This window comes from Bradyrhizobium sp. WSM1417 (assembly GCF_000515415.1).
Classification (GTDB): domain Bacteria; phylum Pseudomonadota; class Alphaproteobacteria; order Rhizobiales; family Xanthobacteraceae; genus Bradyrhizobium.
This window is the reverse complement of the sequence record NZ_KI911783.1, coordinates 4,460,463-4,486,802: the sequence shown is the minus strand read 5'-3', so window position 1 is coordinate 4,486,802 and position 26,340 is coordinate 4,460,463. Positions and strand designations below refer to the sequence as shown.

The following is a 26,340-nucleotide window of genomic DNA, read 5'->3' as shown; positions in this document are numbered from 1 at the left end:
CCGCTCCTGTCGGATTGGATCACTTCCAGCGCAGTTGTAGCCGCGGATTTGGTCTGCGATAGTGCCAATTCCATGCGAAAAATTCCGACCAATTCAGTCCCCTCGCCCGCCAAGGCCGAGCTGCCGCTCGATCTCGCAGGCCCGCACATCACGGCTGGCGCCGCGTCGGCGCACCGGCTGTATCAGGCACTGCGCGAAACGATCGTCGGCGGCCTGGTGAAACCCGGCGAGCCGCTGCCGCCGTCGCGCACGCTGGCCAAACAGACCGGCTTTCGGCGCAATGCGGTCGTCACCGCCTATGAGCGGCTGATTGCCGACGGCTTTGCCGACGCCACCGTCGGCTCCGGCACCTTCGTCGCCGCGCGCATCCCCGCCCGCGCGGCCGAGCCGAAGCGGCCGAAGATCAGCGTCGAAACGCCGGGGCAAGGCGCGTTTTCACTCGGCTGCACCCATATCGACGCGCGCGCCGTGCAGCGTTTCCGGGCCTTTGTCGGCCGTCGCATGCGCGCCTTCGGCGCGGAGCATCTGCACTATGGCGATCCCCGCGGCAGCCGCGAGCTGCGTGCGGCGATCGCCGATCATCTGTTGTCGGCGCGAGGCCTGCGCTGCGATCCCGATCAGATCATGCTGACGTCGGGCACGCTGCACGCGCTGCGCATCGTGCTGAGCGCGATCCTGAAGCCCAACGACCAGGTCTGGTGCGAAGACCCCGGCTACCCCGCTGCGCGGAAAACCATCGCGCATTGCGGCTATCGTGCCGTGTCCGTTCCCGTCGACGCGCACGGCATGCGTGTCGCCAGAGGCCGTGCAACGGCGCCGTCCGCGCGCGCAGCCTATGTGACGCCGTCGCACCAGTTTCCGCTGGGTGTGCAGATGTCGATGCCGCGGCGGCTCGAGCTGCTGGACTGGGCCAGGCAGGCCGGCGCCTTCGTGCTGGAAGACGATTACGACAGCGAATTCCGTTACGACGGCGCGCCGCTGATGTCGCTGGCCGGGATCGATCACCTCGAGCGCGTGATCTACATGGGCACGTTCGCCAAGACCTTGTTTCCGGGCCTGCGCATCGGCTATTGCGCCCTGCCCGAGCGCTTGATTGCGGATGTCACAGCCGCGCGGGCCGCACTCGACCGCTTTCCCGGCACGCTGATGGAGGGTGCGGTGGCCGACATGCTCAATTCCGGCGCGTTCGTGGCGAACCTGAAGCGCGTGCGCAAGCTTTATCGCGAGGCGCGCGACGCGTTGGCCGGGACGCTCGAAGCCACATCCGACGGCGTGCTGTCGGTGCCGGTCCCATCACAGGGTCTGCATCTTGTCGCCCGGTTCGATCCCTCGGTCGATCTGGCCGTAGCGGCAGACGCCAAGCGGGCCGCCGGCGCCGAAGGCTGGCTGTTGGCCGACACCTATTCACGCGCGCGTCCTCTTCCCGGTTTCGTTCTGGGATTTTCCGGCCACGCGGTTCCGAAGCTCGTCGCATCCGCCGAGCGGCTCGCGCGGGAATCGCGAGCGGCCTTGCGTGCGAGGCGCAAGCCGGCCCGGCGGGCATGACGAACGTTCACTATCAGAATCGGCTGCCGCTCCCTACATTGCGGCATCGATGCCGGGAGCTCACACCATGCTGCTACGCCGCGCGACTTGCCTCTCGCTCCTGATCTTCATCGCACTCGCCGCAACCGCGCGCGCAGGCACGGTCGGACGCGAGCAGGACATCGTCGATCTCAAGCTCGGCCAGCGCGTGCAAGTGGACGACGGAACCTGCCCCGCCGGACAGGTCAAGGAAGTGCGCGGCGCCAAGATGACCGACAAGGGCGTCGCACGGACGAGCACCTGCGTGTCGCGGTTTGGTCCGAAATCAAAGCGATGAGCGCTATTTCGCCGGATCGAACATACATTGCAGGGTCGGCTTGGCGATCTTGGTGAAGGTCGGGCCAATTTCGGTCTGCTTTGCGGCCGGGACCCAGTCGGTCTCGATCGTCGGCACCCCGGTCTCGCTGATGCCGCGCAGCAGGGCCTCGCGGAGATCGCGATCCTCGACGACGGCGGCAGCATGATCGTGCAGGCAGCCGCAAACCTCTTCCGGATGCTCCCACCGCCCGATCATGCGCGGCGCGCATTGCCTCACGAACTCAGTACGGGGATCGGGTAATCTGGAGGGAGAGCGCACCTGCGCCTGAACGGCACTGATCGTCAGAAGGGATATGAACGCCGCAGCGCAGAAACGAACAAGCATGATGGCCTTTATCGGATGATTTTTCTTGTTGGCGATCAGAAGCGCGCGGCAACCACGATCGGCTGCGGCGCCGGGGTCATGATCGGCGAACCGCTATACTGGAAAGTGCCGATACCGGGGACATTGCCATCCGGCGAGCCTGCGAACGAGGAGCCGGCGAGCACAAAACCGAAAGCAAGGATGAGGCTGAGCGTGGGCATGGAGTTCTCTCCGAATTCGGTGGCCGGCGTGCGCCGTCGTCGTTGTGAGGTTGATAACCATGGGCGGTTTCGCGCGTGATGCGCCAAAGCCGGAAAATGGTTTCATCTCCGTGAGAATTGTTTCGTCCCGCTCGGGGCGACGACATATTCGACGGAAAATCTCAATCTTTTCAGATGGGTCGTGCGGCCGCCCAATGTGGCTTGGCAGGTTCCGTGCGCGCTCGGCTGCGCGCCGGAATGCTGGCGCCGTCATGATCCCGCCTCACACCCTTCACATGCGTTTTACGTTTTTCTGCTGAAGAGAAGCCGAACGAAGGCTGGGCCCCGTCAACCGGGGGCGCTTCGACGGCGACCCAAGCTATCGAGACCGAGACGCCCGGAAATCGCCGAGCGCGTTCACGTGAGGAACGGCCAACATGACGGCGCAGAATCGCGCAACGACGCGCGATGCGGACCAACGAACGGACCGCCGGGAGCAACGAGCTGTTCGCAGCAGCGCCAATTCGCCTGGCGAAATGGCGCTGCAATCGAGCCGTGGGTTTGAGGCCACGCCGCAATCATTCGTGCGGCTGACCGGCTCGCATCTTGCAAAACCGCGCGCCAGCCGCGCTGACATCACCGAGTGAACGCAAACCCTCACTGAGTGAACGCAAGAGCGTCACTGAGTGAAGAACTCGCCGCACTTCTGGACGTTTGCGTCCGCCGGTCCCCACGGCATGATCGGCACGGTCGAGGTCGAGTTCTTCGGCGAACCCTCGATCAGCCTGTCCGAATAGACCATGTAGACCAGCACGTTGCGCTTGGCGTCACAGCCGCGCACGATCTGCATCTTCTTGAAGAACAGCGAGCGGCGCTGGCGGAACATGTCGTCGCCCTGCTCCATCTTGTTCTTGAACTTGATAGGGCCGACCTGACGGCAGGCGAGCGAAATGTCCGAGACCTCCTCGGCAAGGCCCAGCCAGCCCTTGAAGCCGCCCTTCTCCGGCACCGTGAAATGACAGGCAACGCCCTCGACTTCGGGGTCGTCGAGGCCATAGGTCGCAAGCTTGTCGTTTGGGCTCATCCACTTGAACACGGTCGAGCGGCGGAAGATCAGATCCGGCTCGTCCGCGGCAGAGGCGGACGCTGCCGGCACGGTCAGCGCCAGGAGGAATAAAGCGAGGCCTTTCAATCGGATGCTGGAAAGACCGGGGAAACGAGATGACATGAAGTTCTCCGCTAACAAGTCCCAGCAATGTAGGCATAGGGCAAGCGATCAGGAAGACGACCTGCCAGCCGATACGGCCGCCGTTTACCGCTCCGTGAGGCTTTTTTGCTACGCTTTGGACAAAAGTAGCTGATCGCAGAACCGCCGTGCTGGTGAACGCGTATCCCCTCTGAGAGACTAACATCTGATTTGGATTATGGATTCGATGATGAACAGCGTGAACGGGTCTGGTTTTTCTGCCAAGCCGGCGCGATTTTGGCAGGTCGCCATTTTGACGGCGGCGGGTGCGATCGGCACGGCGAGCCAGGCGGACGCGGCGTTTTATTACTGGACGGATTATTCCGACGGGTCGTACGGGCGCCAGGAGCGCCATCCCGAAGTCCCGCGCCAGAAGCCGCAGAAGCGCGGTGCGGCCGTCAAGAAGGACGTCGTTGCCGAAAAGGAAGCGGGCACGAAACCGCAAGGCCCCCTCGTCATCGTCGTCTCGATCGACCGGCAGAAAGTCACGGTCTACGACACCAAGGGCGTGTTCGCGGAATCCCCGGTGTCGACTGGCATGAAGGGCCATTCGACGCCGATGGGTGTGTTCAGCGTCATCCAGAAGCACAAATTCCACCACTCCAACATCTATAGCGGCGCGCCGATGCCGTACATGCAGCGGATCACGTGGTCGGGCGTTGCCATGCATGCCGGTGTGCTGCCGGGCTATCCGGCCTCGCACGGCTGCATCCGCATGCCGATGGCGTTCGCTGTGAAGATGTGGAACTGGACGAGGATGGGCGCGCGCGTGATCGTTTCGCCCGGCCAGATGTCGCCGCAGAACTTCTCACATCCGCTGCTTGCCTCGGTGCGGGTGCCGCCGCAACCCGCCGCCAGCCTCGAGCCGCAGACCAATGCCGGCGACAAGGCCGACAAGGGCGCGGCCAATACCGGGGCCACCGAAGCAAAGCCGGTTGAAACGAAGACTGCCAGCGCCGACGGCGTGCTCGAGCTGCGCTCGTCGGTCGGCCACACCGTGCTGTCGGACGTGACGACCGGATATGCCCCGGTCCGCGAGGAGGCCTCGGCCGACCAGACCGAGACCACGGCAAAGCCCGAGACCAAGACCGCTGAGGCGGCGGACCCGGCCAAGCCCGAGGCCGGAGACGCCGCGCAGCCTGCGAACACTGAAGCGAAGCCTGTCGAGGCCGCGGAGACGCCGAAGTCCGAAACCACAAAGTCCGAAACCGCCAAGTCCGAACCCGCGAAGACGCCCGATGCACCGGCCGCGCAGGCGGCCACGCCCGACGTCAAGAAGGACGAAGCCCGCGTTGCCGATCCGGCGCCCGTGGCGAAACCTGAAGCGCCCAAGCGCGCGGGCCAGATCGCGGTCTTCATCAGCCGCAAGGATTCCAAGCTCTACGTGCGGCAGAACTTTGCGCCGCTGTTCGAGGTGCCTGTCACGATCGCCGCGAGCGATCGACCGCTCGGCACGCATGTCTTTACCGCCGAAGTCGACAAGGCCGATTCCAATGCGCTGCATTGGTCGGTGGTGTCCCTGCCGGTGTCCGTCCGCTCTGCCGCGCGCGAGGATGATCGCCGCATGACAGGCCACCAGCGTGGCGCAGCCGTGATTCCCGTCGCTGCCAAGCCTGTGGTCACGCCGGACAGTCCGGCCGAAGCCCTCGACCGTATCTCGGTCCCGGCCGACACGATCACGAAGATCAACGAAATGCTGACGTCAGGCGGCTCGATCATCGTCTCCGACCAGGGCATCAACCAGGGCGAGACTGGCGAAGGCACCGATTTCATCGTCCGCCTGTACTAGCGGGCTTTATCGCGACAGATAACGCGGTGTTGACGAGGCCGCTCGCAGCGGCGGGGTAACATGTGCCCCGGATCATTTCGGGGGACGCCGTCATGATGAACCGCAGGACGATGCTCATCGCCGCCTTTGCAGGCACGCTGGCGCCGGTGACGCGTGCACTGGCGGATGGCGGCATGAGCCGAATCTCCGCCTACGCCTTCTCTTTCCCGGCATTGTCAGGCGACGACATCCGCCTTGCGGCCTTCACCGGCAAACCGCTGCTAGTGGTCAACACCGCTTCGCTCTGCGGTTACACGCCGCAATATGCCGGCCTGCAAGACATCTGGGGCGAGTTTCGCGAACGCGGCCTCACCGTCATTGGCGTGCCCTCCAACGACTTCGGCGGACAGGAGCCCGGCGGCACCAGCGAGATCTCGGAGACCGCCCACCACCAATACGGCGTTACCTTCCCGATCGCGGCCAAGGCTGTCGTGGTCGGTGCGAAGGCGCATCCGTTCTACAAATGGGCCGCAGAGGCGCGCCCCAAGGATGTTCCACGCTGGAACTTCCACAAATATCTGATCGGGCGGGACGGCTATATCGCTGACGTCTTTGCATCCACGGTCGAGCCGGCCGACACGCGGATCAAGACGGCGGTCGCCAAAGCGCTGGCCGACACTTGACGGCGCACGTCCCACAACCCGGTTGGGCACAATTGGGCTGGCGCGCCAAACAGCCGTTGCAATGGCGAGGGCCCACCATCTAGGCTAGGATCGTTAGGGGCAGGATGGTTTTGCCGGAGGCGAAAAGCCGCGGCGGAACAACGGGATCAATCTCGAGGACAACACCATGCGTGTGGCGGCAGGACTCATTTTAGCAAGCGCAATGTCTCTGGCGATGACGGGCGCGGCATGGTCGCAGACCCCGGCTGCAAAGCCCGCTGTCGCGACGCAGGCCGCACCGGCGGCAACACCGGCTGCGGCTGCGCCCGCTGCGGCTCCGGCGCCCGCTCCTGCAGCAGCAGCCGCGCCGGCGGGCTTCGTCAATCCTCCTCCGCCTAAACAGGCTCCGCAGCCCGCGCGCGCAGCTTGCAACACGCCGGGCGCGCTCGGGGTCGCCCGGACCGTCGAGATCGATACCACGGGTGGTCCCGGCTTCGGCTTCGAGCATTTCAAGGAGCTCGACTTCCTGCGCGACAAGGAGGTGGTGCTGACCTTCGACGACGGCCCCTGGCCGAAGAACACGCCTGCGGTGCTGAAGGCGCTCGCCGACGAGTGCACCACCGGCATCTTCTTTTCCATCGGCAAGCACGCGACCTACGAGCCGGAGATCCTCAAGCAGGTCTACGCAGCCGGCCATACCGTGGGCACCCACACCTGGTCGCACGCCAACCTCAACAACAAGAAGCTCACGGAAGCGCAGCGCAAGGAAGAGATCGAGAAGGGTCTTTCCGCGGTGAAATGGGCGCTCGGCGGCATTTCGCCCTCGCCGTTCTTCCGCTTCCCGGCGCTCCAGCATCCGCCGGAGATGGTCACCTATCTCGGCAATCGCAACACGGCGATCTTCTCCTGCGACATCGACTCCTTCGACTTCAAGGCCTCGAAGCCCGAGAAGGTGGTCGAAACCGTCATGAAGAAACTGGACAGCAAGGGCAAGGGCATCATCCTGATGCACGATTTCCAGAAGCACACCGCGGAGGCCCTGCCCGAGTTGCTCAAGCGCCTGAAGGCCGGCGGCTACAAAGTTGTGGCGATGCGAGCCAAGTTCCCGGCCTCGACGTTGCCGGAATACGACCAGGAGCTGCTCAAGGACGTTAAGCTGCCGACGGTGAGCACCCGGCCAGTCAACAGCGTCGTGACGACGGTCTCCGAATAGCCGCGCCATTGTCCTTTCGCATCGAAGGCTACGTCATCGTCTCCGCGGACGGCATGCTCGCCGACGCCGACCATGTCATGCCCGACAGCCTTAAGTTCGAAGGCGACAAGCTGTTCTTCGAGCAGGCGCTCGATCGCGCGGCGCTGATCGTGCACGGCCGTCACTCGCACGAGCAGCAGCCGAATTCACCCAAGCGCAAGCGCCTGATCCTGACCCGCAAGATCAAGGCGCTGACCGTCGATCCCGAGATGCCGAACGCGACCTTGTGGAATCCGGATCACGCCAGCTTCGAGGACGCCTGCGCGTTCGCCGATGTCGCTTCCGGCACCGTCGCAATCATCGGCGGCCCCGTCGTGTTCGACATGTTCATGGATCGCTACGATACGTTCTGGCTGTCGGAAGCCCCGCATCTGCGGCTGCCCGGCGGCGAAGGCTGTTTTGTGGAAGTCCCGGCGCGCACGCCTCAGGAGGTGCTGGCTTCACACGGGATGAAGCCGGGCGCGCCCTATCTGCTCGACGCCGCGCATGACGTGACCGTCACGCCGTGGCGCAGGACGTAGTGGTTTGACCTTTATACGTCCCCGTAGGCCGCCTCGGCCGGACGCGTAGCTCGGCCGTAGCCCATGATCATGAACAGCGCGCCAATGATCGACAGGTTCTTGAGCGCGTCGACCAGCATCTTGCCGTTGTCAGGCGGCACCTGGTTCCAGAAGTCGTAGAACAGGAAGGTCGCGACCGCGACATAGATGATCATCAGCATCGCAAAGAACCGCGCCCCGAAATTCAGCGCGATCATCACGCCTGCGATGATCTCGAGCACGCCCACCGCGATGGCCAGCAGTTGCGGCGTGGTCATGGCCGTCGCCGTCTCGATCTGCTTGGCGTAAGGCGCGATCATGTCGGGCACCACGACCTTGGCGGCGATGAAATCAACGGTCGCCTGCATGGCAAACAGTCTTGCCGCACCTGTGTAGATGAACAGCACGGCGAACAGGATCCGCCCGAAAGTCACGAACGCTGGCATGATCGGCCTCTTTGCTCAGGCTTTTTGAAACCGGATTTTTGCGAAAGCACCTCCCGATTATGAAGATACATTCGTCGGTTTACAAACGCGGAAATGACTAACTGCGAGCAATTCAAAGTTGGTGCCCCGGCACTGCACCTTCTCTCCTTGTGGGAGAAGGGAAGGCCACGCAGCGGCCTACGTGAACAACGTCGGCTGCTGCCGCGACGCGCGCTCCTGCGCTTCCACCACAGCCACCGCGGTCATGTTGAGGATGCCTCGCGCCGTCACCGACGGGGTGAGGATGTGGGCCGGGCGCGCCGGGCCGATCAGGATCGGACCGACAGGCAGCGCGTCCGCCAGCGACTTGATCATCTGGTAGGCGACGTTGGCGGTGTCGAGGCTAGGCATGATCATGATGTTGGCCTCGCCCTCCAGGTTGGAGTGCGGCAGCACCATTTTGCGCGCGGCGGCCGAGAGCGCGGTGTCGCCCTGCATCTCGCCGTCGGCCTCGAGCTCCGGATGCTTCTCCTTCAGGAGCTGGGTTGCCCGACGCATCTTGCGCGAGGATTCCGTGTCGTAGCTGCCGAAATCCGAATGCGAGACGAAGGCGATCTTCGGCTTGATGTTGAAGCGCTGGACGTGGACCGCCGCGAGCGAGGCGATCTCGGCGAGCTCTTCGGCGCTCGGATTGGGCCGCACCTGGGTGTCGGCGATGAAGAAGGCGCCCTTGCTCGTGATCAGCAGTGCCAGCGCCGCATAGTCGCTGATCCCCGGTGTGAACCCGACGATCTCGCGGACATGGCGCAGATGGCTCATGTAGCGGCCCTCGACGCCGCAGAGCATGGCGTCCGCCTCTCCGCGCACCACGGCGAGCGCCGCGATGACGGTGTTATTGGTGCGCACCACCGTGCGCGCCGCATCCGGCGTGACGCCGCGGCGGCCAGCGACCTCGACATAGGACTGCACGTAGGAGCGGTAGCGCGGATCGTCCTCGGGATTGACGAGGTCGAAGTCCTTGCCGGCCTTGATCGACAGACCGAAGCGCTTGATGCGCGCCTCGACCACCGACGGACGTCCGACCAGGATTGGCGTCGCCAGCTTCTCTTCCAGCACCACCTGGGTCGCGCGCAGCACGCGTTCGTCCTCGCCTTCGGCGTAGATCACCCGCACCGGTTGGGTCTTGGCCTTCGCGAACATCGGCTTCATCACGAGGCCGGAGCGGAAGGCGAAACGCTCGAGCAACGCGGTGTACTCGTCGAAATTGGTGATGGGCCGGGTCGCAACGCCCGATTCCATCGCGGCCTTCGCCACCGCCGGCGCGATGCGCAGGATCAACCTCGGATCAAACGGGCTCGGGATCAGCGAGCCCGGGCCGAAACCTTGCGTCTCGCCGGTGTCAAAGCCCTGCGCGACCGCATCGGACGGCGCCTCGCGCGCGAGCTGCGCGATGGCCTCGACGGCGGCGAGCTTCATCTCCTCGTTGATCGCGCTGGCGCCGACGTCGAGCGCGCCGCGGAAGATGAAGGGAAAGCACAGGACGTTGTTGACCTGGTTCGGAAAGTCGGAGCGGCCGGTGCAGATCATGGCGTCGGGGCGCACCTTGCGCGCCTCCTCCGGCATGATCTCCGGCGTCGGATTGGCGAGCGCCATGATCAGCGGCTTGTCGCCCATCGCCTTGGCCATCTCGGGCTTGAGCACGCCCGGTGCGGAGAGGCCGATGAAGATGTCGGCGCCGCCGATGACGTCGGCGAGCGTGCGCTTGTCGGTCTTCTGCGCATAGACCGCCTTCCAACGGTCCATCGTGGTGTTGCGGCCTTCGTGAACAAGGCCGTCGATGTCGCAGACCCAGATGTTCTTGCGCTGCGCGCCCATCGACACCAGCAGGTTCAATGTCGCGACCGCTGCGGCCCCTGCCCCCGATGCCACGATCTTGACGTCCGACAGGTTCTTGCCGTTGAGTCGCAGGGCGTTGGTGACGGCGGCGGCAACGATGATCGCGGTACCGTGCTGGTCGTCGTGGAAGACCGGGATCTTCATGCGCTCCTTGAGCTGCGCCTCGATCTCGAAGCATTCCGGTCCGCGGATGTCCTCGAGATTGATGCCGCCGAAGGTCGGCTCGAGCGCGGCCACGGTCTCGACCACGCGCTCGATGGTGTCGGCCGCGATCTCGATGTCGAACACGTCGATGCCGGCAAATTTCTTGAACAGGACCGCCTTGCCCTCCATCACTGGCTTGGAGGCCAGCGGGCCGATATTGCCGAGGCCGAGCACGGCGGTGCCGTTCGAAACCACGGCGACCAGATTGGAGCGGATCGTCAGCGTCGCCGCTTCCGCCGGATTCTTGGCGATCTCCAGGCAGGCGGCGGCGACGCCGGGCGAATAGGCCAGCGCGAGGTCGCGCTGGTTGGCGAGCGGCTTGCTCGCCTGAATCTCGAGCTTCCCGGGGCGCGGCAGACGGTGATAGGCGAGCGCCGCCTGGTGGAGATCATCGGAATAAGACGACATGCGGTGTCTCGCCTCGCGTTACCGGCCTCAAACTACGTTGTCCTGACCGGCCCGCCTTCGGGTGGTATTTCCGGGTCATGGAAACGGGATGAAGCACGCCGGGCGCCCCGGTGGCAACATCCGATTGCGGCCACATCAACAGTGCGCGCCGTCAAATATCTGATAGCGCTCACTTTCCCTGGACCGCGCATTGCTTTGCGAATATGGCAGGTTGCGTGCTGCAACGCGAGCAACTGGAGCTGGGAATGAAGCGCATCCTGATCGGCCTGATCGTCGTGGCCGTGGTCACCGCGGGCGGATGGTTCGGCTTCAACTTCTACGCAAAACATCGCGTCGCCGCCGAGGTGGAGGCGGTCTTCGAGCAGATCCGGACCAGTGGCGGCAAGGCAAGCCACGGCAAGGTCGCGTTCGATCTGACGAGTCGGACGTTGACGATCGAGGATATCGCGGTCGAGCCTGCCAACCAGCCACAGGCGCATGTCAAGATCGCCGCTATTAAGGGCGTGGGCATCCGTCAGGTCGAGGAGACACGCTTCGCGGCCGACAGCATCGATGTCTCGGACTTCGAGGTCGCGCTCGACCAGGTCGGCCCCGGGAAGCTGAAAGTCTTCTACAAGGTCCCGCAGTTGACCATGCGGGATTACGTCGGTCCCATTCATGCTCGGAACGCACCGGCGTCAGGCTCCCTGATCGACATGTACCGGTTCGTGCTCGACCAGTACGCAAACGTGACGGCATCTTACGTGATAGCGCCGAGCCTCGCAGTGGTCTTCGACGCGGGCAAAAGCGCCGGGGGCAGTGGCGAGGTCGCCTATTCGGGTCTCGCGATCCAGAAGCTCGGCCAAGGCAAGATCGCCGCGATCAAGGCGGAGCGCGCCAGTTTCACGATCAACGTTCCGCAGCCGGGCAAGGCGGACAAGCTGACCGGCGAGGTGTCCGATATCATCATCAATGATTTCGATTCGACCGCGATCGCCGCCGCGCTCGATCCCCAGAAGGCCAACGACGACAGCTATCATCGTGTCTACGGACAGATGTCCAGCGGCACTTATGTCGTGACCTCGACGCTCGGCATCCGGATGCAGGTCGACGGGATCGCCATCACCGACATCGCGGTGCAACCATCGAAATTTCGGCCCGCCGAGATCCTGGCGCTGTTGCCGCCGGACAACTCGGTCCCGCCGACGCCGGCGCAATCGCGCGAGATCATGGAAAAGCTCGCCGGGTTCTATGAAGGCCTTCGCGTCGGCAAGATCGAGATCGGCACCATGTCGATGACAACCCCGCAAGGGACGCCCCGGCTCAGGGCCATCAGATACCAAGAGGGCGAGTTCGCGCTCGAAGGCCTCGATACGCCGACGCCACAAGGGCAAATCAAGATGGAGCGCTTCGCACTCAAATCGCTCAGCATCGCGAACCTCATGCGGTGGGCGGCGAGCCTCACCCATCCCGGACAGCCCCCCTCGCCGGCTCAGATGCTGGGCCTGTTTGGCGTGCTCGCAAGCGCGGAGATCAAGGGCGTGACGGCGCCGTTCAAGACCACCAAGAAGCTGGTCACGATCGACACGCTGAGCCTGGACTGGGGGCAGCTGGTCGGCACGATCCCGAGCAAGGCGCATGTGGTTGCCAAATTTGTCACGCCCACCGATCCATCCGACCCGAAGCAGCTTCCATTGATTGCCAGCGGGCTCGACAAGCTCGCGGTCGATCTTGATCTCGGCGCCGCCTGGGCCGAACAGTCCAACAGCTTCGTTCTGACGCCGGCGACGCTCGACATCGGCGGGATCGCAAGCGCGCAATTGCGTATTGCGCTCGGCAACGTGCCGCGTGAGGTGTTTTCGACTGATCCCGCCCAACTCATGGGACAGGCGGCCCGGATCGAGGCGGCCACGCTCGAGTTCTCAGTGCGCGACAGCGGCGTCGTCGATCTCGTCGTGGCGCAGTTCGCGCGCATGCAGAATGTCAGCCGCGATACCGCACGCCAGGCGCTCGTCGAGAGCATCAAGGCTAAACGCGAGCAAGTTGCTTCCGCCAATCCGGATGCGAACGCGGCCGTGGACGCGATCGCCCGCTTCGTCGAGACGCCGCGCCAGACGCTTTCCATCAAGCTGTCCCCGCGCGCCAAGGCACCGCTGATGCAATTGATGCAGCTCTTGCAAACCGACCCACAGAGCGCGCTTGCCCAGTTCAGGATCGAGGCGTCGACGGGGCTGTAGGGAACGACGCTGCGCGCGGGGTGGCAATTGGACCGGCGCAAATCCCTCCCCGTCATTGCGAGCGGAGCGAAGCAATCCAGAGTCCCTCCGCGGAAAGATTCTGGATTGCTTCGCTAGCTCGCAATGACGCCGTGGAGACAGCCTCACTTCTGCGGCAGATTCACCTTCACGTGCAGCTCGCGGAGCTGCTTGAGGCTGGGCTCCGACGGTGCGCCCATCAGGAGGTCCATGGCCTGCTGGTTCATCGGGAACAGCGAGATCTCGCGCAGATTGTTGGTGCCGCACAAGAGCATGACGATGCGGTCGACGCCGGCGGCCATGCCGCCATGCGGTGGGGCGCCGTACTGGAAAGCGCGGTACATGCCGCCGAAGCGATCGACGACTTCCTGCTCGCCATAGCCGGCGATCTCGAACGCCTTCACCATCGCTTCCGGCACGTGATTGCGGATTCCGCCCGAGGCGATCTCGTAGCCGTTGCAGGTGATGTCGTACTGGAACGCCTTGATGGTCAGCGGGTTCTGGCCCTTCAAGGCATCGAGGCCACCCTGCGGCATCGAGAACGGGTTGTGCGAGAAGTCGACCTTCTTGTCTTCCTCGTTGTACTCGTACATCGGGAAGTCGACGATCCAGGCCAGCTCAAACCGCTCCTTGTCGGTGAGGTTCAACTCCTCGCCGACCTTGTTGCGGGCGAGACCTGAAAACTTCCAGAACTTGTCGGGATCGCCGGCGACGAAGAACGCGGCATCGCCTTCCTTCACGCCGATCTGCGCGCGAATCGCGGCGGTGCGCTCAGCACCAATGTTGTTGGCAAGCGGACCGGCACCTTCGCCGCCCTCGCGCCACATGATGTAGCCAAGGCCCGGCTGTCCCTCGCCCTGCGCCCATGAATTCATGCGGTCGCAGAAGGCGCGCGAGCCGCCACCCGGCGCCGGGATCGCCCACACCTGGTTCTTGGGGTCCTCCAACATCCGCGCGAACACCTTGAAGCCGGAGCCACGGAAGTGTTCGGAGACGTCCTGCATCTCGATGGGGTTGCGCAGGTCCGGCTTGTCGGAGCCGTATTTGCGCAGCGCCTCGGCGAACGGAATCCGGCGCCAGCCCTTGGTCACCGGCTTGCCCTTGGCAAACTCCTCGAACACGCCGGTGATGACAGGCTCCATCGCGGCGAAGACGTCTTCCTGCGTGACAAAGCTCATCTCGACGTCGAGCTGGTAGAACTCGCCCGGCAGACGATCCGCGCGCGGGTCCTCGTCGCGGAAGCAGGGCGCGATCTGGAAGTAACGATCGAAGCCCGACATCATCAAGAGCTGCTTGTACTGCTGCGGCGCCTGCGGCAGCGCGTAGAACTTGCCGGGATGGATGCGCGACGGCACCAGGAAGTCGCGCGCGCCCTCCGGCGAGGATGCGGTCAGGATCGGCGTGTTGAACTCGAAGAAGCCCTGCCCCTCCATCCGCCTGCGCATCGACTTGATGATTTCGACGCGCGTCATGATGTTCTGGTGCAGCTTCTCGCGACGCAGATCGAGGAAGCGGTACTTCAGGCGGATGTCCTCGGGATATTCCTGGTCGCCGAACACCGGCAGCGGTAGATCGCCGGCAGGTCCCAGCACCTCGATCTCGCTGACATAGATCTCGATCTTGCCGGTGGGCAAATCATCATTGTCGGTGCCTTCGGGGCGGCGGCGAACCTTGCCATCCATCTTGACCACGAATTCCGAACGCAGCTTCTCGGCCTGCGAGAACGCCGGCGAGTCCGGATCGACCACGCACTGGGTCAGGCCGTAATGGTCGCGCAGGTCGATGAATAGCACGCCGCCATGGTCGCGAACGCGATGGACCCAGCCTGAAAGGCGCACCGTCTCGCCGATGTTGCTCTCGCGGAGCGCGCCGCATGTATGTGACCGGTAGCGATGCATGGTCATCCCAAAATGATGTCTGAGGATCGAATCGGACGGCCTGAAACGACCGGTCCGAAGTTGCGGCAGGGTTTACCCGACGAGGCCCCAAGCGGCAACCAAGGGAACGCCCTGTTTTCGGCTGGAAGTGCCCCTTTTTGCCCAATCCGGGCTCAAGCCTTTGCCATCCGGCGTTCCACGCCTATCTTGAGGCCATGACAGTCCATTTCCCGTTCCAGAACTCCTATTCGGCGCTGCCGGACAGCTTTTTCGCCCGTGTCGCACCGACGCCGGTGGCGGCGCCCCGGCTCATCAAGCTGAACCGGCCGCTGGCGGTCCAGCTCGGGCTCGATCCAGATGTGCTGGAGACCCGTGAGGGCGCCGAAATCCTGGCGGGCAAGACGGTTCCCGCCGGCGCCGATCCGATCGCCATGGCCTATGCCGGCCACCAGTTCGGGCAGTTCGTACCGCAGCTGGGCGACGGAAGGGCGGTGCTGCTCGGCGAGGTCATCGACAAGGACGGCATCCGCCGCGACATCCAGCTGAAGGGCTCGGGACCCACCCCGTTCTCCCGCCGCGGCGACGGCCGTGCCGCGCTCGGGCCGGTGCTGCGCGAATATATCGTGAGCGAGGCGATGTTCGCGCTCGGCATCCCGACCACGCGCTCGCTCGCCGCCGTCGTCACCGGCGAGCACGTCATCCGCGAAACCGCGCTGCCCGGCGCGGTGCTGACCCGTGTTGCCTCGAGCCACATCCGCGTCGGTACCTTCCAATTCTTCGCCGTTCGCCGCGACACCGATGCCATTCGCCGGCTCGCCGACCATGTCGTCGCCAGGCACTATCCGGAGCTATCAGGCGCCGAGCGGCCCTATCACGCGCTGCTCGGTGGCGTCGTCGCGCGCCAGGCCGATCTCGTCGCACGCTGGCTGCTGGTCGGTTTCATCCATGGCGTGATGAACACCGACAACTCATCGATATCAGGCGAGACCATCGACTACGGTCCGTGCGCTTTCATGGATGCCTACAATCCGGCGCAGGTGTTTTCCTCGATCGACGAGATGGGCCGCTACGCCTATGCCAACCAGCCGCGCATCGCGCTGTGGAATCTGACCCGGCTGGCCGAATGCCTGCTGCCGCTGTTCTCCGACGACCAGGAAAAGGCGGTCGCCGAAGCCCAGGACATTCTCGGCGCCTTCTCCGAGACGTTCAGCGACGCCTATCAGGCGGGCCTGCGCAAGAAAATCGGCCTGTTCACGGAGCGCGACGGCGATGATGCGCTGATCCAGGACCTGCTGGATGCCATGGCCAAGAACCAGGCCGACTTCACCCTCACCTTCCGCAGGCTGGGGGATGCCGCGGGCGATCCGGCTGCCGACGATGCACGCGCGCAATTCATGGACCCAGCGGCGTTCGACGAATGGGCCAGGCGCTGGCACGAGCGCACGGCGCTGGAGCCGCAGAGCGCAGCCGAACGGCAAGCCGCCATGCACGCCGTCAACCCGATCTTCATCCCGCGCAACCACCGCATCGAGGCCGTGATCCAGGCCGCGGTCAACGATGACAACTACGCTCCGTTCGAGGAACTGGTGAAGGTCTTGGCGAAACCGCTCGAGGACCAGCCGGACTACGCCGCCTACGCCGATCCGCCGCTGCCGGAGCAGCGGGTGCTGCAGACGTTTTGCGGGACGTGAGGCAAGCTCGGTGCGCAGGGTGGACGAGCCGAAGGCGTAACCCGCGATGCGGGGTGCGGAAATCGTTTATCCAGGACGATCGTTCGCTCAGATCGTCACCACGATTTTGCCGAACTGCTCGTTTGACTCCAGAAAGCGATGCGCCTCGACGATCTCTTCAAATCGAAACGTTTTAGCGATGATCGGACGCAATGCGCCGTCGCGCAGCCCGTCGAGGATGAACCTCTTCGCCGCTGCGAGCCGCGAGGGATTGCGGATGATCTCGTGTACGAGATACCCGCGCAGCATCAGGCTCTTGGTCAGGACGTTGACCAGCGGAAATGGCGTCGGCTCGGGGCTCAGGCCGCCATATTCGATGAGAACGCCACCCGGCGACATTGCGGCGGTGAGCGGCTCAAATATCGGGCCGCCGACCGCGTCGAACACCACACGAACGCCGTTTGAGCCGACAATGCCCTCCAGGCGCGACCGGATGTTTTCTTCGACCGAGGCGATGACGTCGGCGGCGCCAGCATCGCGCAAGGCTTGCCGCTTGATCGAGGTTCGCGTCACTGCAATCGGCATCGCACCAATCCGGTTCGCGATCTGAATCGCTGCAAGCCCGACACTGCTCGACGCTGCCGTAATAACCACTGCCTCCCCTCGCTTTAGCCCAGCAATATCGACCAGAGCGCCGAACGCCGTCAGATATTGCATCCATGTCGCGGCCGCCGCGTCGAAGCCGAGCTCGGGCGGGTGCTTCACGACGAACTCCGCGGGAAACGTGACGAGCTCGCCATAGGCCGGCCATCGCACCATCGACACGGGCGGCACGATGCTGACGACCTCGCCCGCCGAGAAGCCGCTCACGCCTTCGCCGATCCCCTCGACGATGCCGGCGGCCTCGAGACCGAGGCCGGACGGAAAGGTCGCGATCTCGATATAGGTCCCTTTCCGCAAGAGCGCTTCCGCGCGATTGAGCCCCAGGGCCTTGACCCTGATCTGCACCTCGCGCCTCCCTGGCGGCGCGACGTCGACGGTCTCAATGCGCAGCACCTCGGGGCCACCATGTCTGTGGAAGCGAACGACGCGCGCCATGAATACACTCCAAAACAATTGAATTGAATGGAGCTATGCCAACCGCAGGGCAGCGGATAAAGCGTTGAAACGGCCGAACAGTCGAAACCAGGAGTTTGCAATCATGGACCGCCTGACCAGCATGACCGTCTTCGTCAAAGCGGTTGATGTAGGCTCGTTCGCCGCTGCAGCCGATGCGCTCGAAATGTCGGGGCCAATGGTCGGCAAGCACGTTCGTTTTCTCGAGGAGCGCCTTGGCGTCCGCCTCCTCAACCGCACCACACGGCGCCAGAGCCTGACCGAGACAGGCCGAGCCTATTACGAGCGCTGCCGCACTGTGCTCGCCGAAGCCGAGGCCGCCGACGCCGTCGCTTCCGACGAATTGTCCGAGCCGCGTGGCCGGCTTCGCGTGACTATGCCCGCCCTGCTGGGCCGGCACTGCATCGCCCCCTTGCTGATGAAGCTCGCGCGACGATATCCCCATCTGGAGCTCGATCTCTCGTTCGGCGACCCGATCGCTGACATCATCGAGGCCCGCTATGATCTTGCGATCCGGACCGGCGATCTAAACAATCAATCCGGCCTGATGACGCGGCGCATCGCAAGCCAGCGCATGGTGGTGTGCGGTTCGCGCTCCTATCTGCGCGCCAACGGCAAGCCGAAATCGCTCGACGATCTCGCCGCACACCAAGCGATCATCTATCGCCGCTCCGGACGCGTCCGGCCGTGGCTGTTTCCCCGCGAAGGCCAGCCTCCGAGCGAAATCATGCCGGCGGGAAGGCTCAGGCTCGACGATCTCGACGCGATTGCGGACGCCGCTACACAGGGGATGGGACTGGCCTGGCTGCCATACTGGCTGGTCCGCGAACACCTACGCGCCGGTACACTCATCAATCTGTTGAGCGGTCAGCCGGGATTTCTCTACGACTGCCACGCGCTCTGGCCCCGCTCGCCCCGGATACCGCCGAAAGTTCGCGCCGCCGTGGACGCCTTGGCGGCCGCCCTGCCGAAGCTCATGACGTGAACGCCAGTGCCGCGGTGCTGCATCGCATGGTGCCCCCGTTAACCCCGCGTCCACCATCCGGCCCAGCCCGCCGCCGGTAACCACGAGAATTAACAGACCCTCAATTCCCCCCGGACAAGTTTAGCAATGTTGCTGGGGGATATTGCCGTGGATCTGTTGGTTTTCGAGTTCCTGGGGCTGGCGCTGGTCGCCATGTGCGTGGTCGTGGTGGCACTGCCCTGCGCGCGCAAACCCTCCCGGCGGGTCCGCTACGAATAGGATTTTCGTCGGAGAATGCGATTCCGGCCCAAATGCAAGGCTCGAATTTGCTTCGAGCCCCTTGACATCACAGCGCTTTCGGCAGAACGGCTGATGGACTTGTCATGGGCCGTTCATGGATTTGATTACCACCACCGCTGACCTTGCGGCTGCCTGCAGCCGGCTGGCCAAGCACCCCGTCATTACCGTCGATACCGAGTTCCTGCGCGAGACCACCTACTACCCGCTGCTGTGCGTGGTGCAGATGGCCAGCGCCGAGGAAGCGATCGTCATCGACACCCTGGCCGCGGGCATCGATCTCAAGCCGTTCTTCGAGCTGATGGGCAACGAGGGCGTGTTGAAGGTGTTCCACGCCGCCCGCCAGGACATCGAGATCATCTGGCACCAGGCGGGCATCATCCCGCACCCCGTGTTCGACACCCAGGTCGCGGCCATGGTGCTCGGCTACGGCGACAGCATCGCCTACGACGCGCTGGTCGAGAAGGTCACCGGGCACCGCCCGGACAAGACTCATCGGTTCACCGACTGGTCGCGCCGGCCGCTGACCAAGGAGCAGATGCACTACGCGGTGTCCGACGTCACGCATCTGCGCGACGTGTTCGCAGCGCTCGATGCCGACCTCAAGAAGCGCCGGCGCAGCGAATGGGTCTCGATCGAGATGGAGGTTCTGACCTCGCCCAAGACCTACGACTTCCACCCCGAGCGCGCCTGGGAACGGCTCAAGACGCGGGTGCGCAAGCCCAAGGACCTCGCAGTCCTGATGGAGGTCGCCGCCTGGCGCGAGCAGGAGGCGCAGAGCCGCGATGTGCCGCGCGGCCGCGTGCTGCGCGACGAAGCCGTCAGCGACATCGCGACCCACGCGCCGAATACGATCGAGAAGCTTGCAAACCTGCGCTCGGTGCCGAAGGGTTTTGAGAAATCCAAATGGGGCGCCGACATCGTCGCCGCCGTCGAGCGCGGGCTGGCGCGGGATCACGCCACGCTGCCGAAGCTGGAAAAGCCGCGCAACAACAACAATGGCGCCGCGATCGTCGAGCTGTTGAAGGTGCTGCTGCGCATGACCGCGGAGCGCCATGCGGTCGCCAGCAAGGTGATTGCGACCGTCGACGATCTCGAGGAGATCGCGGCCGACGACGAGGCCGACGTGCCGGCGCTACGCGGCTGGCGCCGCGAGCTGTTCGGCGAGGCCGCACTGAAACTAAAACGCGGTGAGCTGGCGCTGGCGGTGGAGAAAGGCCGCGTGATCGGGGTTCAGCGGGCGGAATAGGCCTCCATCCGTCCGCAACGTCGTCCCGGCGAAGGCCGGGACCCATTACCCCAGGGAGGAGTTTGGCGAATACTCGTCGTTCGGGACTCCGACCATCCCCATCGAGAGACCCCGCGGTATGGGTCCCGGCCTTCGCCGGGACGACACCGAGGATGCGGCGGATCGCTCCGCCTGCACTGACGCTTCCCTTACGCCGGCGTCAGCTTCGCCACTTCGCCCTTCATGTCGTCCAGCACACCTGAAATCGCCGCAACCAGTTCGTCGATCTGGGCCTTGGTGACGATCAGCGGCGGGCAGATGGCGATGGCATCGAGCATGTTGCGCGAGATCACGCCGCGCTCCTGCAGCATGCGGCTGGCCATGCCGCCGACGGCGCCCGGCGTTGCCGCTGCGGTCTTGCGCGCCTTGTCCAGCACCAGTTCAATCGCAGCGATCATACCGACACCGCGGACCTCGCCGACCAGCGGATGGCTGGTGAGTTCACGCAGCTTGCCTTGCATGTAGCCACCGAGCTCGGCGGCGTGCGCAACTAGGCCCCGCTCCTCGATGATTTTCAGATTCTCCAGCGCAATCGCCGAGCCGACCGGATGGCCACCCGCGGTGAAGCCGTGGCCGAGCACGCCGATCTTGTTGCTCTCATCGGCGATCGGCTCGAACATGCGATCGTTCATCATGATGGCCGACAGCGGGAAATAGCTCGAGGTGATCTGCTTGGAGACCACGATCGCGTCAGGCTTGATGCCGTAGGTTTCGCAGCCGAACATCTTGCCGGTGCGGCCGAAGCCGCAGATGACCTCGTCGGCAACCAACAGGATGTCGTACTTGTTCAGCACCTTCTGGATCTTCTCCCAATAGGTCGCCGGCGGCACGATGACGCCGCCCGCGCCCATCACCGGCTCGCCGAAGAACGCCGCGATCGTGTCCGGGCCTTCCTTCTGGATCAGCGCATCGAGCTCCTCGGCCCGCCGCGTCGCGAAGGCTACCTCGCTCTCGCCGGGCGCGCCGTCCTTGTAAAAATGCGGCGAGCCCGTGTGCAGGATGTTCGGGAGCGGCAAGTCGAATGAACGGTGGTTGTTCGGCAGGCCGGTGAGGCTGGCGGACGCAATGGTGACGCCGTGATAGGCGCGCATCCGGCTGATCACCTTCTTGCGCTGTGGCTGGCCGAGCGCATTGGAGCGATAGGCAATCAACTTCAGAACGGTGTCGTTGGCCTCCGAGCCGGAGTTGGTGAAGAAGACCTTGCTCATCGGCACCGGCGACAGCGCCACCAGCTTCTCGGCGAGATCAATCGAGGGCCCGTGCGATTTGGCGGAGAAGGTGTGATAGAATGGCAGCGCCTGCATCTGCTTGTGCGCGGCTTCGACCAGCCGCTTCTCGTTGAAGCCGAGCCCGACGCTCCACAAGCCTGCCATCGCCTCGAAATAGCGCTTGCCCGAGGCGTCGAACACGTAAGGGCCCTCTCCGCGTTCGATCACCAGGGGACCGGCCTGCTGATGGGCGCGCGCGTTGGTGTAGGGATGGAGCTGGTAGGCTACATCCCGGGCTTCTTGCGAATTGGGCAACATGGACATTTGCAGGCATCCTTGAAAGCGTCACGTCGCCGGCGCGGCCAGCGTCATCACTCGATGATCCAGCTCCTTGGCTATTGCCACTGCACAAAACTTGCAACGTCAATTCGTCGGCAGCAAGCGCTCAGCAGCGTTGCACAAAGCCGCACATCGGGCAGCTGTCACGCCGCGCCGTCGTCATTCCCGTCGCTATCGGCGGCAGCGGCCTCCCGCACCTCCACCAGCGCCATCGAGAGCAGATACACCGTCGTGGGCAGACCAAGACGGCGCGCCGCCTCGGCGGCACGCGACAAATCGCTTGCCAGCTCCTCGAGCTGATCTCCCCGTGACAATGTCCCACTCCATCCGTCGATCGCGGCCGCCTACACCGCAACGGCGCCGCTGGTTCTGATCAGTTCGGCGCTGGACTGGATTGTAGCAAAATTCCCGATCACATTCACTACCGCATGCTTGTAGGCGGCAGCATCGCCTGTCCCCGGCTGCCGGCAGGCCACCGCGTCAGCCACCACCTGGAAGCGATGACTGCGGTGAAACCCGTCGATAGCGGTGGCCAGGACAGTTTCATCCAGGGAAAAACCCGCGAGCACGCAACGGACATTGCGGATATTGGACATGTAGTCCACAAACCGTGCCGAACTGTAGGCCGACGGCAGCGGGTGCTCGAACGTCATTTCTCCCGGCCGCGGCTTCGCGTCCGCGATCCAATCGGTCAGCTTGGATGCCGGATTGAACCAGGCCGCCTGTGCGATGCGCTTCAGATGCATCACCGGCCAGAGATTGGCGCGCCACAGCGTCAGCAGTTCCACGCAGCGCGCCGTGGCGGCATCGCCGTCGAGGATGACGTGGCGACGTCCGGGGGTCAGATATTCGACCTGGAGATCCGCGCAGACCAGAATCGGCGGATCGTCGGTGATGGAAACCAGCATGGTTTTGCGCGCAGCTGCACCAGTTTCAACGGCCAGCGAGCGCGACGTCCCGCAGCGGCGACGTCACGGCCCGTCCTGCCGAGGCGTCGAGCACGCCCGGCCGGTCCCAATCGCCCTCGGGTCGGATGATCACGTACGGATCGCTGTCCAGCGTAATGGCATCCGGGCCCGGTTCGATCTCCAGCAGCATTTCCGTGTAGGAGAAGTCGGAGAAAGTGATCTTGCGATTGTGGCCGAGCGGCTTGGCGCCGAAATGGGCCCAGAAGTCGACCAGCCGATCCTGCGCCTGGCCGTAGATCTTGCGAAAGCCCTTGCGCTTCACATAGTCGACGCTCGCCTGCACCAGCTTGAACGAGACGCGTGAGCGCCGATATTGGTGCCGCACCGCAAGCCGTTCCACCTTGGCGAAATCGCCGAAGAACCGCACCCGCAGACAGCCCGCAGGCTCGTTGCCGACATAGCCGATGAAATGCGCGGCGACCATGTCGTTGCCGTCGAACTCCTCATCGAACGGGCAATCCTGCTCGGCGAGATAGACGGCCGAGCGGATCGAGGTGACCAGCATGAGATCGCTGAGATCGCGTGCGAGGCGAATGGTGATGGCGCGGGAATCGGGCTTCGCGAGAGGAATCCTAGTACCGTGCATCTGCAAAACTCCTTGCTTGAATGATCGCGCCCGGCATGCGCATCGGCTGCCGATGCCAGGGCCGCTCGTAGCACCAGAGGTCGGGTTGGAAGCTCGGAACAGGCTCGAAGCCCGTCGCCTTCATGATGTCGCGTCCGGCCACGGTTGACGGCTGCGCATAGCAATTGGCGTTGCGAAACCTTAGCTGTCTCAGATGAGCCGCGGCCTTGCCAAGACCGGCGACGCCGCGCCCCGTCGCCGCGATCGCCCAGATGTAGATGGCGGAAACGTCTTCCTTCGCGGACGCGAGATGGCGCGTCTCCGGCGCGGTGAGGCAGATCTCGTCGAGCAGCAGCGCATCATGCCCGCGATCGTTGAGAAACAGGAAGGCCATGCCGCCGACGAGGGTGCCCTTCCGGCTGAAAGTCAGGATGCTCTCGGGATCGAAGGCGAAATAGTTTGCAAGCTCCGCCGCCCCGATCCGAACGCCCGGCACCAGCCGGTGCGCCAACTGCGAAAGCGCGGCGATTTCGGAAGATTGAGCGCGACGGACGTCGACATCCGGACTGAGTGGCAGCGCGTCGAAATCATGCCTTGCGGCAAACGAGCCCCTTTCCATACCCATGTCACCCCTCTATCGTTCGCGGCTTTCGTGCCCCGCTATGACCAAGAGCTTAGCGGCTGGGGATCAGGCGTATGCAGCAGTTATTGCACCGGGGTGCTGCGATGATGCAGCACCGTGAAGAAGCCCTGGATATGTCCTGGGACGATTTGAAACTGTTTTTAGCTTGCGCAAAATATAAAAGTTTCCGCAACGCCGCCGAGGAGCTCGGGCTCACCTCCACCACCCTGATGCGCAGGATCGACCGGCTCGAAGAGAGCATCGACTGCAAGCTGTTCCTGCGCGACCAGAGCGGGCTCACGCTCAGCGACGAAGGCAGCGCGATGATCGCCGACGTCGCGCATATGGAGCGTCATGCCTTCAACGTGTTCCGGCGTGCCTCGCGATCGTCGAACGACATGTCAGGCACCGTGCGCGTCGCGGTGACGGAAGGCCCCGGCAATTTCTGGATCCTGCCGCGACTGATCGACTTCCAGAAGACCTATCGCAAGATCACCGTCGACCTGCGCTGCGCGATGGAACAGGCCGACGTCGCGCGGCTCGAATCCGATATCGCGATCCAGCTCGAGCCACCGACCAATCCCGATCTGATCGTCGCCAAGCTCGGCAGGCTGCATATCTATCCCTTCGTCTCCAAGGAGTACGAAAACCTCTACGGCGTGCCCGCGACCTTAGCCGAGCTGAAGAACCACCGCATCATCAAGCAGAGCGCCCCGCAGGTCGACGACGGCGCCTACGCCCGCGTGCTCGGGCTTAAGTCCCTCGAGGGCATCGTCGGGATCAAGACCAATTCCTCGGTCGGCGTGCTCTATGCGGTGGAGCGCGGCGCCGGCATCGGGTTCCTGCCGACAGTCTCGATCGCGCTCGGTGCCCCGCTCGTTGCCGTCGATCTCGGCGTCAGCCACCACGCCGATCTCTGGCTCACCTATCACAAGGAGTTCCGCGCCTCCGAGCGCCACAAGATCGTGGTCGATTGGCTAAAGAAAATCTTCGATCCCAAGATCCATCCCTGTTTCCGCGACGAGTTCATCCATCCGAACGCGCTAGCGCCGATGATGACGGCCGCGCGCGAGGGCTTTGGATTGACGGGATATGTCGCGGCAATGCCGACTTAAAGCTTGAACATGATCTTTTCGGAAAACCGCTTCGCAGTTTTCCGGGTCCTGCTCTGGGCGGACGCGGGCAGGCTTCGCCTCACCACCGATATTCGAAGCCGACCGTGCCCTGGTGCGACGTCAGCTCGTTGCGGAACTTGCCGTCGTAGTTGACGTAGAGCCGCGCCGTGTTGGTCAGGCTGAGCGAGGCCGAGGCGCCGGCATCCGCGCCGTAGCGGCTCTCGCCGATGCCGGGCACGACGATGCTCTGGGTCCCGAGGCTGACCTGCACCGATCCCAGGTTCTGATGGAAATTGTCGACGAACTTGCCGTAGGCGGACAGGTCCAGGATCTTCTGGTCGAAGATGAAGTAGCGCCCGATCTCGGCTCCGATCATGACCCGCGCGCGGGAGAGCGCCGTCGAGCCGACATTGAGTGGATCGAGGCCGCCAACCTCCTGGAACGCGACGCTGGTGGCGCGGACATATTCCAGTGCACCCTTGGGCACGATGCGCATCTGGTCCTTGGTCCAGTAATAGCTGATCTCAGTCAGCGCGCCGTCGACTGCGGCGCGATAACCCGCGGTCGCAAGTCCCAGACCAGTATCCCGGCTGGAGCGGACCTTGCCGAAGCCGTGCACCAGGGCGAAGGCCCAGGTCCATGGGCCCTTGTCGACGGAGCCGCTGAAGCCGAGTTGGGTCAGGTCCAGCGTCGCGGACTGAAGTGCGAGCGGCACGTCGATGTCGGTGTGGCTCTGGTCGACGGAGAAGCCGAGATTGACACCCGGCGCGAGCCGCGCGCCGAAACCTGCGACACCGCCAAATGTCTTGCGCTTGTCGCCGACAAAGTCTCCTTGCGCATCGGTCCGGACCGAGATGCCGTAGCCCTCGAACCAGGTGCGGTAGCGCGGATCTTCCGCGCCCGCCGATGCGCCGCCGCCGCTGGGATTGGCCCGGAACGCCCGGTTGATGCCGCCAGATGCCTGGTTTCCGAGCCGCTCCAGGAAATTCGACCCGAGATTGAGCGCGCCGTTGCCGGCCGATTGTTCGTAACTGGTCGGCGTCGGGATCGGGGTCGGAGACGGCGTGGGCGTCGGCGTCGGCGTCGGTATGGGCGTCGGGCTTTGCGCGAAGCCGGGCGTCGGCGCCGCCATCGCCCCGACGAGCGCAAACGCTACCGCAATCGCTATCCGGCGGACGCGGTTCAGCCCGATCGCCTGTCGTGTCCCGGAAAGCTGCAATGTGCAGCGCATGACGATGAATCCCAAAGCAAAATGGAGGCGCGCAAAAATG

At 64.2% G+C, this 26,340-nt stretch carries 25 protein-coding genes; 12 read left to right on the top strand and 13 right to left on the bottom strand.

Annotated features, from left to right (window positions below):
• The first annotated feature begins 72 nt into the window (after nt 1-72).
• Together BRA1417_RS0121460 and BRA1417_RS0121455 are read left to right on the top strand one after the other, a co-directional pair.
• On the top strand, nt 73-1,545 hold the full coding sequence (locus BRA1417_RS0121460; RefSeq protein WP_027517581.1) for a PLP-dependent aminotransferase family protein: 1,473 nt from the start codon (nt 73-75) through the stop codon (nt 1,543-1,545).
• Nucleotides 1,546-1,612: 67 nt separating this feature from the next.
• Nucleotides 1,613-1,861: a DUF6719 family protein gene (locus BRA1417_RS0121455; protein WP_027517580.1), complete on the top strand. Its 249-nt coding sequence runs from the start codon at nt 1,613-1,615 to the stop codon at nt 1,859-1,861.
• Nucleotides 1,862-1,864: 3 nt separating this feature from the next.
• Here BRA1417_RS0121455 and BRA1417_RS0121450 read toward each other — a convergent pair whose 3' ends face one another.
• The gene (locus BRA1417_RS0121450) at nt 1,865-2,227 is read right to left on the bottom strand and encodes a hypothetical protein (RefSeq protein ID WP_027517579.1); all 363 of its coding nucleotides are present in this window, start codon (nt 2,225-2,227) and stop codon (nt 1,865-1,867) included.
• 35 nt (nt 2,228-2,262) lie between these two features.
• Nucleotides 2,263-2,427 carry a hypothetical protein gene (locus tag BRA1417_RS44875; RefSeq protein WP_198034845.1) on the bottom strand — a complete coding sequence of 55 codons (165 nt, stop codon included), beginning with the start codon at nt 2,425-2,427 and terminating at the stop codon, nt 2,263-2,265.
• A gap of 416 nt (nt 2,428-2,843) precedes the next feature.
• On the opposite strand from BRA1417_RS44875, the gene BRA1417_RS0121440 reads away from it, so the two are divergent.
• Nucleotides 2,844-3,053 (top strand): hypothetical protein, encoded by a 210-nt coding sequence (locus BRA1417_RS0121440; RefSeq protein ID WP_027517578.1) that lies wholly within the window; start codon nt 2,844-2,846, stop codon nt 3,051-3,053.
• A 32-nt stretch (nt 3,054-3,085) separates the two neighbouring features.
• Here the strand turns inward: BRA1417_RS0121440 and BRA1417_RS0121435 are convergent, their stop codons facing one another.
• Nucleotides 3,086-3,634 carry a CreA family protein gene (locus tag BRA1417_RS0121435; protein WP_027517577.1) on the bottom strand — a complete coding sequence of 183 codons (549 nt, stop codon included), beginning with the start codon at nt 3,632-3,634 and terminating at the stop codon, nt 3,086-3,088.
• Between the two features lie 208 nt (nt 3,635-3,842).
• Between BRA1417_RS0121435 and BRA1417_RS0121430 the strand changes: the two genes are divergently transcribed.
• From BRA1417_RS0121430 to BRA1417_RS0121415, 4 genes are all read left to right on the top strand, one after another.
• Nucleotides 3,843-5,441, top strand: a complete 1,599-nt coding sequence (locus BRA1417_RS0121430) for a L,D-transpeptidase family protein (RefSeq protein WP_027517576.1) — start codon at nt 3,843-3,845, stop codon at nt 5,439-5,441.
• Between the two features lie 92 nt (nt 5,442-5,533).
• Nucleotides 5,534-6,103 carry a glutathione peroxidase gene (locus tag BRA1417_RS0121425; protein WP_027517575.1) on the top strand — a complete coding sequence of 190 codons (570 nt, stop codon included), beginning with the start codon at nt 5,534-5,536 and terminating at the stop codon, nt 6,101-6,103.
• A gap of 166 nt (nt 6,104-6,269) precedes the next feature.
• Entirely contained in the window at nt 6,270-7,295 is a 1,026-nt protein-coding gene (locus BRA1417_RS0121420) for a polysaccharide deacetylase family protein (protein ID WP_027517574.1), read from the top strand.
• A gap of 8 nt (nt 7,296-7,303) precedes the next feature.
• On the top strand, nt 7,304-7,855 hold the full coding sequence (locus BRA1417_RS0121415; protein WP_027517573.1) for a dihydrofolate reductase: 552 nt from the start codon (nt 7,304-7,306) through the stop codon (nt 7,853-7,855).
• An 11-nt stretch (nt 7,856-7,866) separates the two neighbouring features.
• On the opposite strand, the gene BRA1417_RS0121410 is transcribed toward BRA1417_RS0121415, so the two are convergent.
• Together BRA1417_RS0121410 and BRA1417_RS0121405 are read right to left on the bottom strand one after the other, a co-directional pair.
• Nucleotides 7,867-8,319, bottom strand: a complete 453-nt coding sequence (locus BRA1417_RS0121410) for a DoxX family protein (protein ID WP_007591884.1) — start codon at nt 8,317-8,319, stop codon at nt 7,867-7,869.
• Between the two features lie 177 nt (nt 8,320-8,496).
• Nucleotides 8,497-10,806, bottom strand: a complete 2,310-nt coding sequence (locus BRA1417_RS0121405) for an NADP-dependent malic enzyme (RefSeq protein ID WP_027517572.1) — start codon at nt 10,804-10,806, stop codon at nt 8,497-8,499.
• A 245-nt stretch (nt 10,807-11,051) separates the two neighbouring features.
• Between BRA1417_RS0121405 and BRA1417_RS0121400 the strand changes: the two genes are divergently transcribed.
• Nucleotides 11,052-13,022 (top strand): hypothetical protein, encoded by a 1,971-nt coding sequence (locus tag BRA1417_RS0121400; protein WP_027517571.1) that lies wholly within the window; start codon nt 11,052-11,054, stop codon nt 13,020-13,022.
• A 143-nt stretch (nt 13,023-13,165) separates the two neighbouring features.
• Here the strand turns inward: BRA1417_RS0121400 and aspS are convergent, their stop codons facing one another.
• Nucleotides 13,166-14,938 (bottom strand): aspartate--tRNA ligase, encoded by a 1,773-nt coding sequence (gene aspS, locus BRA1417_RS0121395; protein ID WP_027517570.1) that lies wholly within the window; start codon nt 14,936-14,938, stop codon nt 13,166-13,168.
• Nucleotides 14,939-15,132: 194 nt separating this feature from the next.
• Between aspS and BRA1417_RS0121390 the strand changes: the two genes are divergently transcribed.
• Nucleotides 15,133-16,608 carry a YdiU family protein gene (locus BRA1417_RS0121390; protein WP_027517569.1) on the top strand — a complete coding sequence of 492 codons (1,476 nt, stop codon included), beginning with the start codon at nt 15,133-15,135 and terminating at the stop codon, nt 16,606-16,608.
• An 87-nt stretch (nt 16,609-16,695) separates the two neighbouring features.
• On the opposite strand, the gene BRA1417_RS0121385 is transcribed toward BRA1417_RS0121390, so the two are convergent.
• Nucleotides 16,696-17,685 (bottom strand): zinc-dependent alcohol dehydrogenase family protein, encoded by a 990-nt coding sequence (locus BRA1417_RS0121385; protein ID WP_027517568.1) that lies wholly within the window; start codon nt 17,683-17,685, stop codon nt 16,696-16,698.
• A gap of 103 nt (nt 17,686-17,788) precedes the next feature.
• On the opposite strand from BRA1417_RS0121385, the gene BRA1417_RS0121380 reads away from it, so the two are divergent.
• Nucleotides 17,789-18,688, top strand: a complete 900-nt coding sequence (locus tag BRA1417_RS0121380) for a LysR family transcriptional regulator (protein WP_027517567.1) — start codon at nt 17,789-17,791, stop codon at nt 18,686-18,688.
• 373 nt (nt 18,689-19,061) lie between these two features.
• The gene (gene rnd / locus BRA1417_RS0121370) at nt 19,062-20,213 is read left to right on the top strand and encodes a ribonuclease D (RefSeq protein WP_027517566.1); all 1,152 of its coding nucleotides are present in this window, start codon (nt 19,062-19,064) and stop codon (nt 20,211-20,213) included.
• A 188-nt stretch (nt 20,214-20,401) separates the two neighbouring features.
• On the opposite strand, the gene BRA1417_RS0121365 is transcribed toward rnd, so the two are convergent.
• The 5 genes from BRA1417_RS0121365 to BRA1417_RS0121345 form a co-directional block, all read right to left on the bottom strand.
• A complete protein-coding gene (locus BRA1417_RS0121365; RefSeq protein ID WP_027517565.1) occupies nt 20,402-21,784 on the bottom strand; it encodes an aspartate aminotransferase family protein in 1,383 nt (460 codons plus the stop codon).
• A gap of 158 nt (nt 21,785-21,942) precedes the next feature.
• A complete protein-coding gene (locus BRA1417_RS44870) occupies nt 21,943-22,113 on the bottom strand; it encodes a hypothetical protein (RefSeq protein ID WP_007609402.1) in 171 nt (56 codons plus the stop codon).
• 30 nt (nt 22,114-22,143) lie between these two features.
• Complete coding sequence (locus BRA1417_RS0121355; RefSeq protein ID WP_027517564.1) at nt 22,144-22,707, bottom strand: isochorismatase family protein; 564 nt, start codon at nt 22,705-22,707, stop codon at nt 22,144-22,146.
• Between the two features lie 25 nt (nt 22,708-22,732).
• Nucleotides 22,733-23,353 (bottom strand): GNAT family N-acetyltransferase, encoded by a 621-nt coding sequence (locus BRA1417_RS0121350; protein WP_007591919.1) that lies wholly within the window; start codon nt 23,351-23,353, stop codon nt 22,733-22,735.
• Nucleotides 23,340-23,957, bottom strand: coding sequence for a hypothetical protein (locus tag BRA1417_RS0121345; RefSeq protein ID WP_027517563.1), 618 nt, complete (start codon nt 23,955-23,957; stop codon nt 23,340-23,342). Before BRA1417_RS0121345 ends, BRA1417_RS0121350 begins: the two co-directional genes overlap by 14 nt.
• Before the next feature lie 71 nt (nt 23,958-24,028).
• Here BRA1417_RS0121345 and BRA1417_RS0121340 point away from each other — a divergent pair, with 71 nt between their 5' ends.
• On the top strand, nt 24,029-25,069 hold the full coding sequence (locus BRA1417_RS0121340; RefSeq protein WP_027517562.1) for a LysR family transcriptional regulator: 1,041 nt from the start codon (nt 24,029-24,031) through the stop codon (nt 25,067-25,069).
• A 79-nt stretch (nt 25,070-25,148) separates the two neighbouring features.
• On the opposite strand, the gene BRA1417_RS0121335 is transcribed toward BRA1417_RS0121340, so the two are convergent.
• On the bottom strand, nt 25,149-26,300 hold the full coding sequence (locus BRA1417_RS0121335) for an autotransporter outer membrane beta-barrel domain-containing protein (RefSeq protein ID WP_027517561.1): 1,152 nt from the start codon (nt 26,298-26,300) through the stop codon (nt 25,149-25,151).
• Between the last annotated feature and the right edge of the window lie 40 nt (nt 26,301-26,340).

Bases quoted from the DNA above. Each gene is read 5' to 3' on its own strand.
- rnd (WP_027517566.1), top strand. From the start codon at position 19,062: ATGGATTTGATTACCACCACCGCTGACCTTGCGGCTGCCTGCAGCCGG.
- BRA1417_RS0121430 (WP_027517576.1), top strand. From the start codon at position 3,843: ATGAACAGCGTGAACGGGTCTGGTTTTTCTGCCAAGCCGGCGCGATTT.
- BRA1417_RS0121390 (WP_027517569.1), top strand. From the start codon at position 15,133: ATGACAGTCCATTTCCCGTTCCAGAACTCCTATTCGGCGCTGCCGGAC.
- BRA1417_RS0121460 (WP_027517581.1), top strand. From the start codon at position 73: ATGCGAAAAATTCCGACCAATTCAGTCCCCTCGCCCGCCAAGGCCGAG.
- aspS (WP_027517570.1), bottom strand. From the start codon at position 14,938: ATGCATCGCTACCGGTCACATACATGCGGCGCGCTCCGCGAGAGCAAC.
- BRA1417_RS0121355 (WP_027517564.1), bottom strand. From the start codon at position 22,707: ATGCTGGTTTCCATCACCGACGATCCGCCGATTCTGGTCTGCGCGGAT.
- BRA1417_RS44875 (WP_198034845.1), bottom strand. From the start codon at position 2,427: ATGCCCACGCTCAGCCTCATCCTTGCTTTCGGTTTTGTGCTCGCCGGC.
- BRA1417_RS0121420 (WP_027517574.1), top strand. From the start codon at position 6,270: ATGCGTGTGGCGGCAGGACTCATTTTAGCAAGCGCAATGTCTCTGGCG.
- BRA1417_RS0121380 (WP_027517567.1), top strand. From the start codon at position 17,789: ATGGACCGCCTGACCAGCATGACCGTCTTCGTCAAAGCGGTTGATGTA.
- BRA1417_RS0121405 (WP_027517572.1), bottom strand. From the start codon at position 10,806: ATGTCGTCTTATTCCGATGATCTCCACCAGGCGGCGCTCGCCTATCAC.
- BRA1417_RS0121425 (WP_027517575.1), top strand. From the start codon at position 5,534: ATGATGAACCGCAGGACGATGCTCATCGCCGCCTTTGCAGGCACGCTG.
- BRA1417_RS0121450 (WP_027517579.1), bottom strand. From the start codon at position 2,227: ATGCTTGTTCGTTTCTGCGCTGCGGCGTTCATATCCCTTCTGACGATC.
- BRA1417_RS0121350 (WP_007591919.1), bottom strand. From the start codon at position 23,353: ATGCACGGTACTAGGATTCCTCTCGCGAAGCCCGATTCCCGCGCCATC.
- BRA1417_RS0121385 (WP_027517568.1), bottom strand. From the start codon at position 17,685: ATGGCGCGCGTCGTTCGCTTCCACAGACATGGTGGCCCCGAGGTGCTG.
- BRA1417_RS0121455 (WP_027517580.1), top strand. From the start codon at position 1,613: ATGCTGCTACGCCGCGCGACTTGCCTCTCGCTCCTGATCTTCATCGCA.
- BRA1417_RS0121340 (WP_027517562.1), top strand. From the start codon at position 24,029: ATGCAGCAGTTATTGCACCGGGGTGCTGCGATGATGCAGCACCGTGAA.
- BRA1417_RS0121365 (WP_027517565.1), bottom strand. From the start codon at position 21,784: ATGTCCATGTTGCCCAATTCGCAAGAAGCCCGGGATGTAGCCTACCAG.
- BRA1417_RS0121400 (WP_027517571.1), top strand. From the start codon at position 11,052: ATGAAGCGCATCCTGATCGGCCTGATCGTCGTGGCCGTGGTCACCGCG.
- BRA1417_RS0121345 (WP_027517563.1), bottom strand. From the start codon at position 23,957: ATGGGTATGGAAAGGGGCTCGTTTGCCGCAAGGCATGATTTCGACGCG.
- BRA1417_RS0121435 (WP_027517577.1), bottom strand. From the start codon at position 3,634: ATGTCATCTCGTTTCCCCGGTCTTTCCAGCATCCGATTGAAAGGCCTC.
- BRA1417_RS0121440 (WP_027517578.1), top strand. From the start codon at position 2,844: ATGACGGCGCAGAATCGCGCAACGACGCGCGATGCGGACCAACGAACG.
- BRA1417_RS0121335 (WP_027517561.1), bottom strand. From the start codon at position 26,300: ATGCGCTGCACATTGCAGCTTTCCGGGACACGACAGGCGATCGGGCTG.
- BRA1417_RS0121410 (WP_007591884.1), bottom strand. From the start codon at position 8,319: ATGCCAGCGTTCGTGACTTTCGGGCGGATCCTGTTCGCCGTGCTGTTC.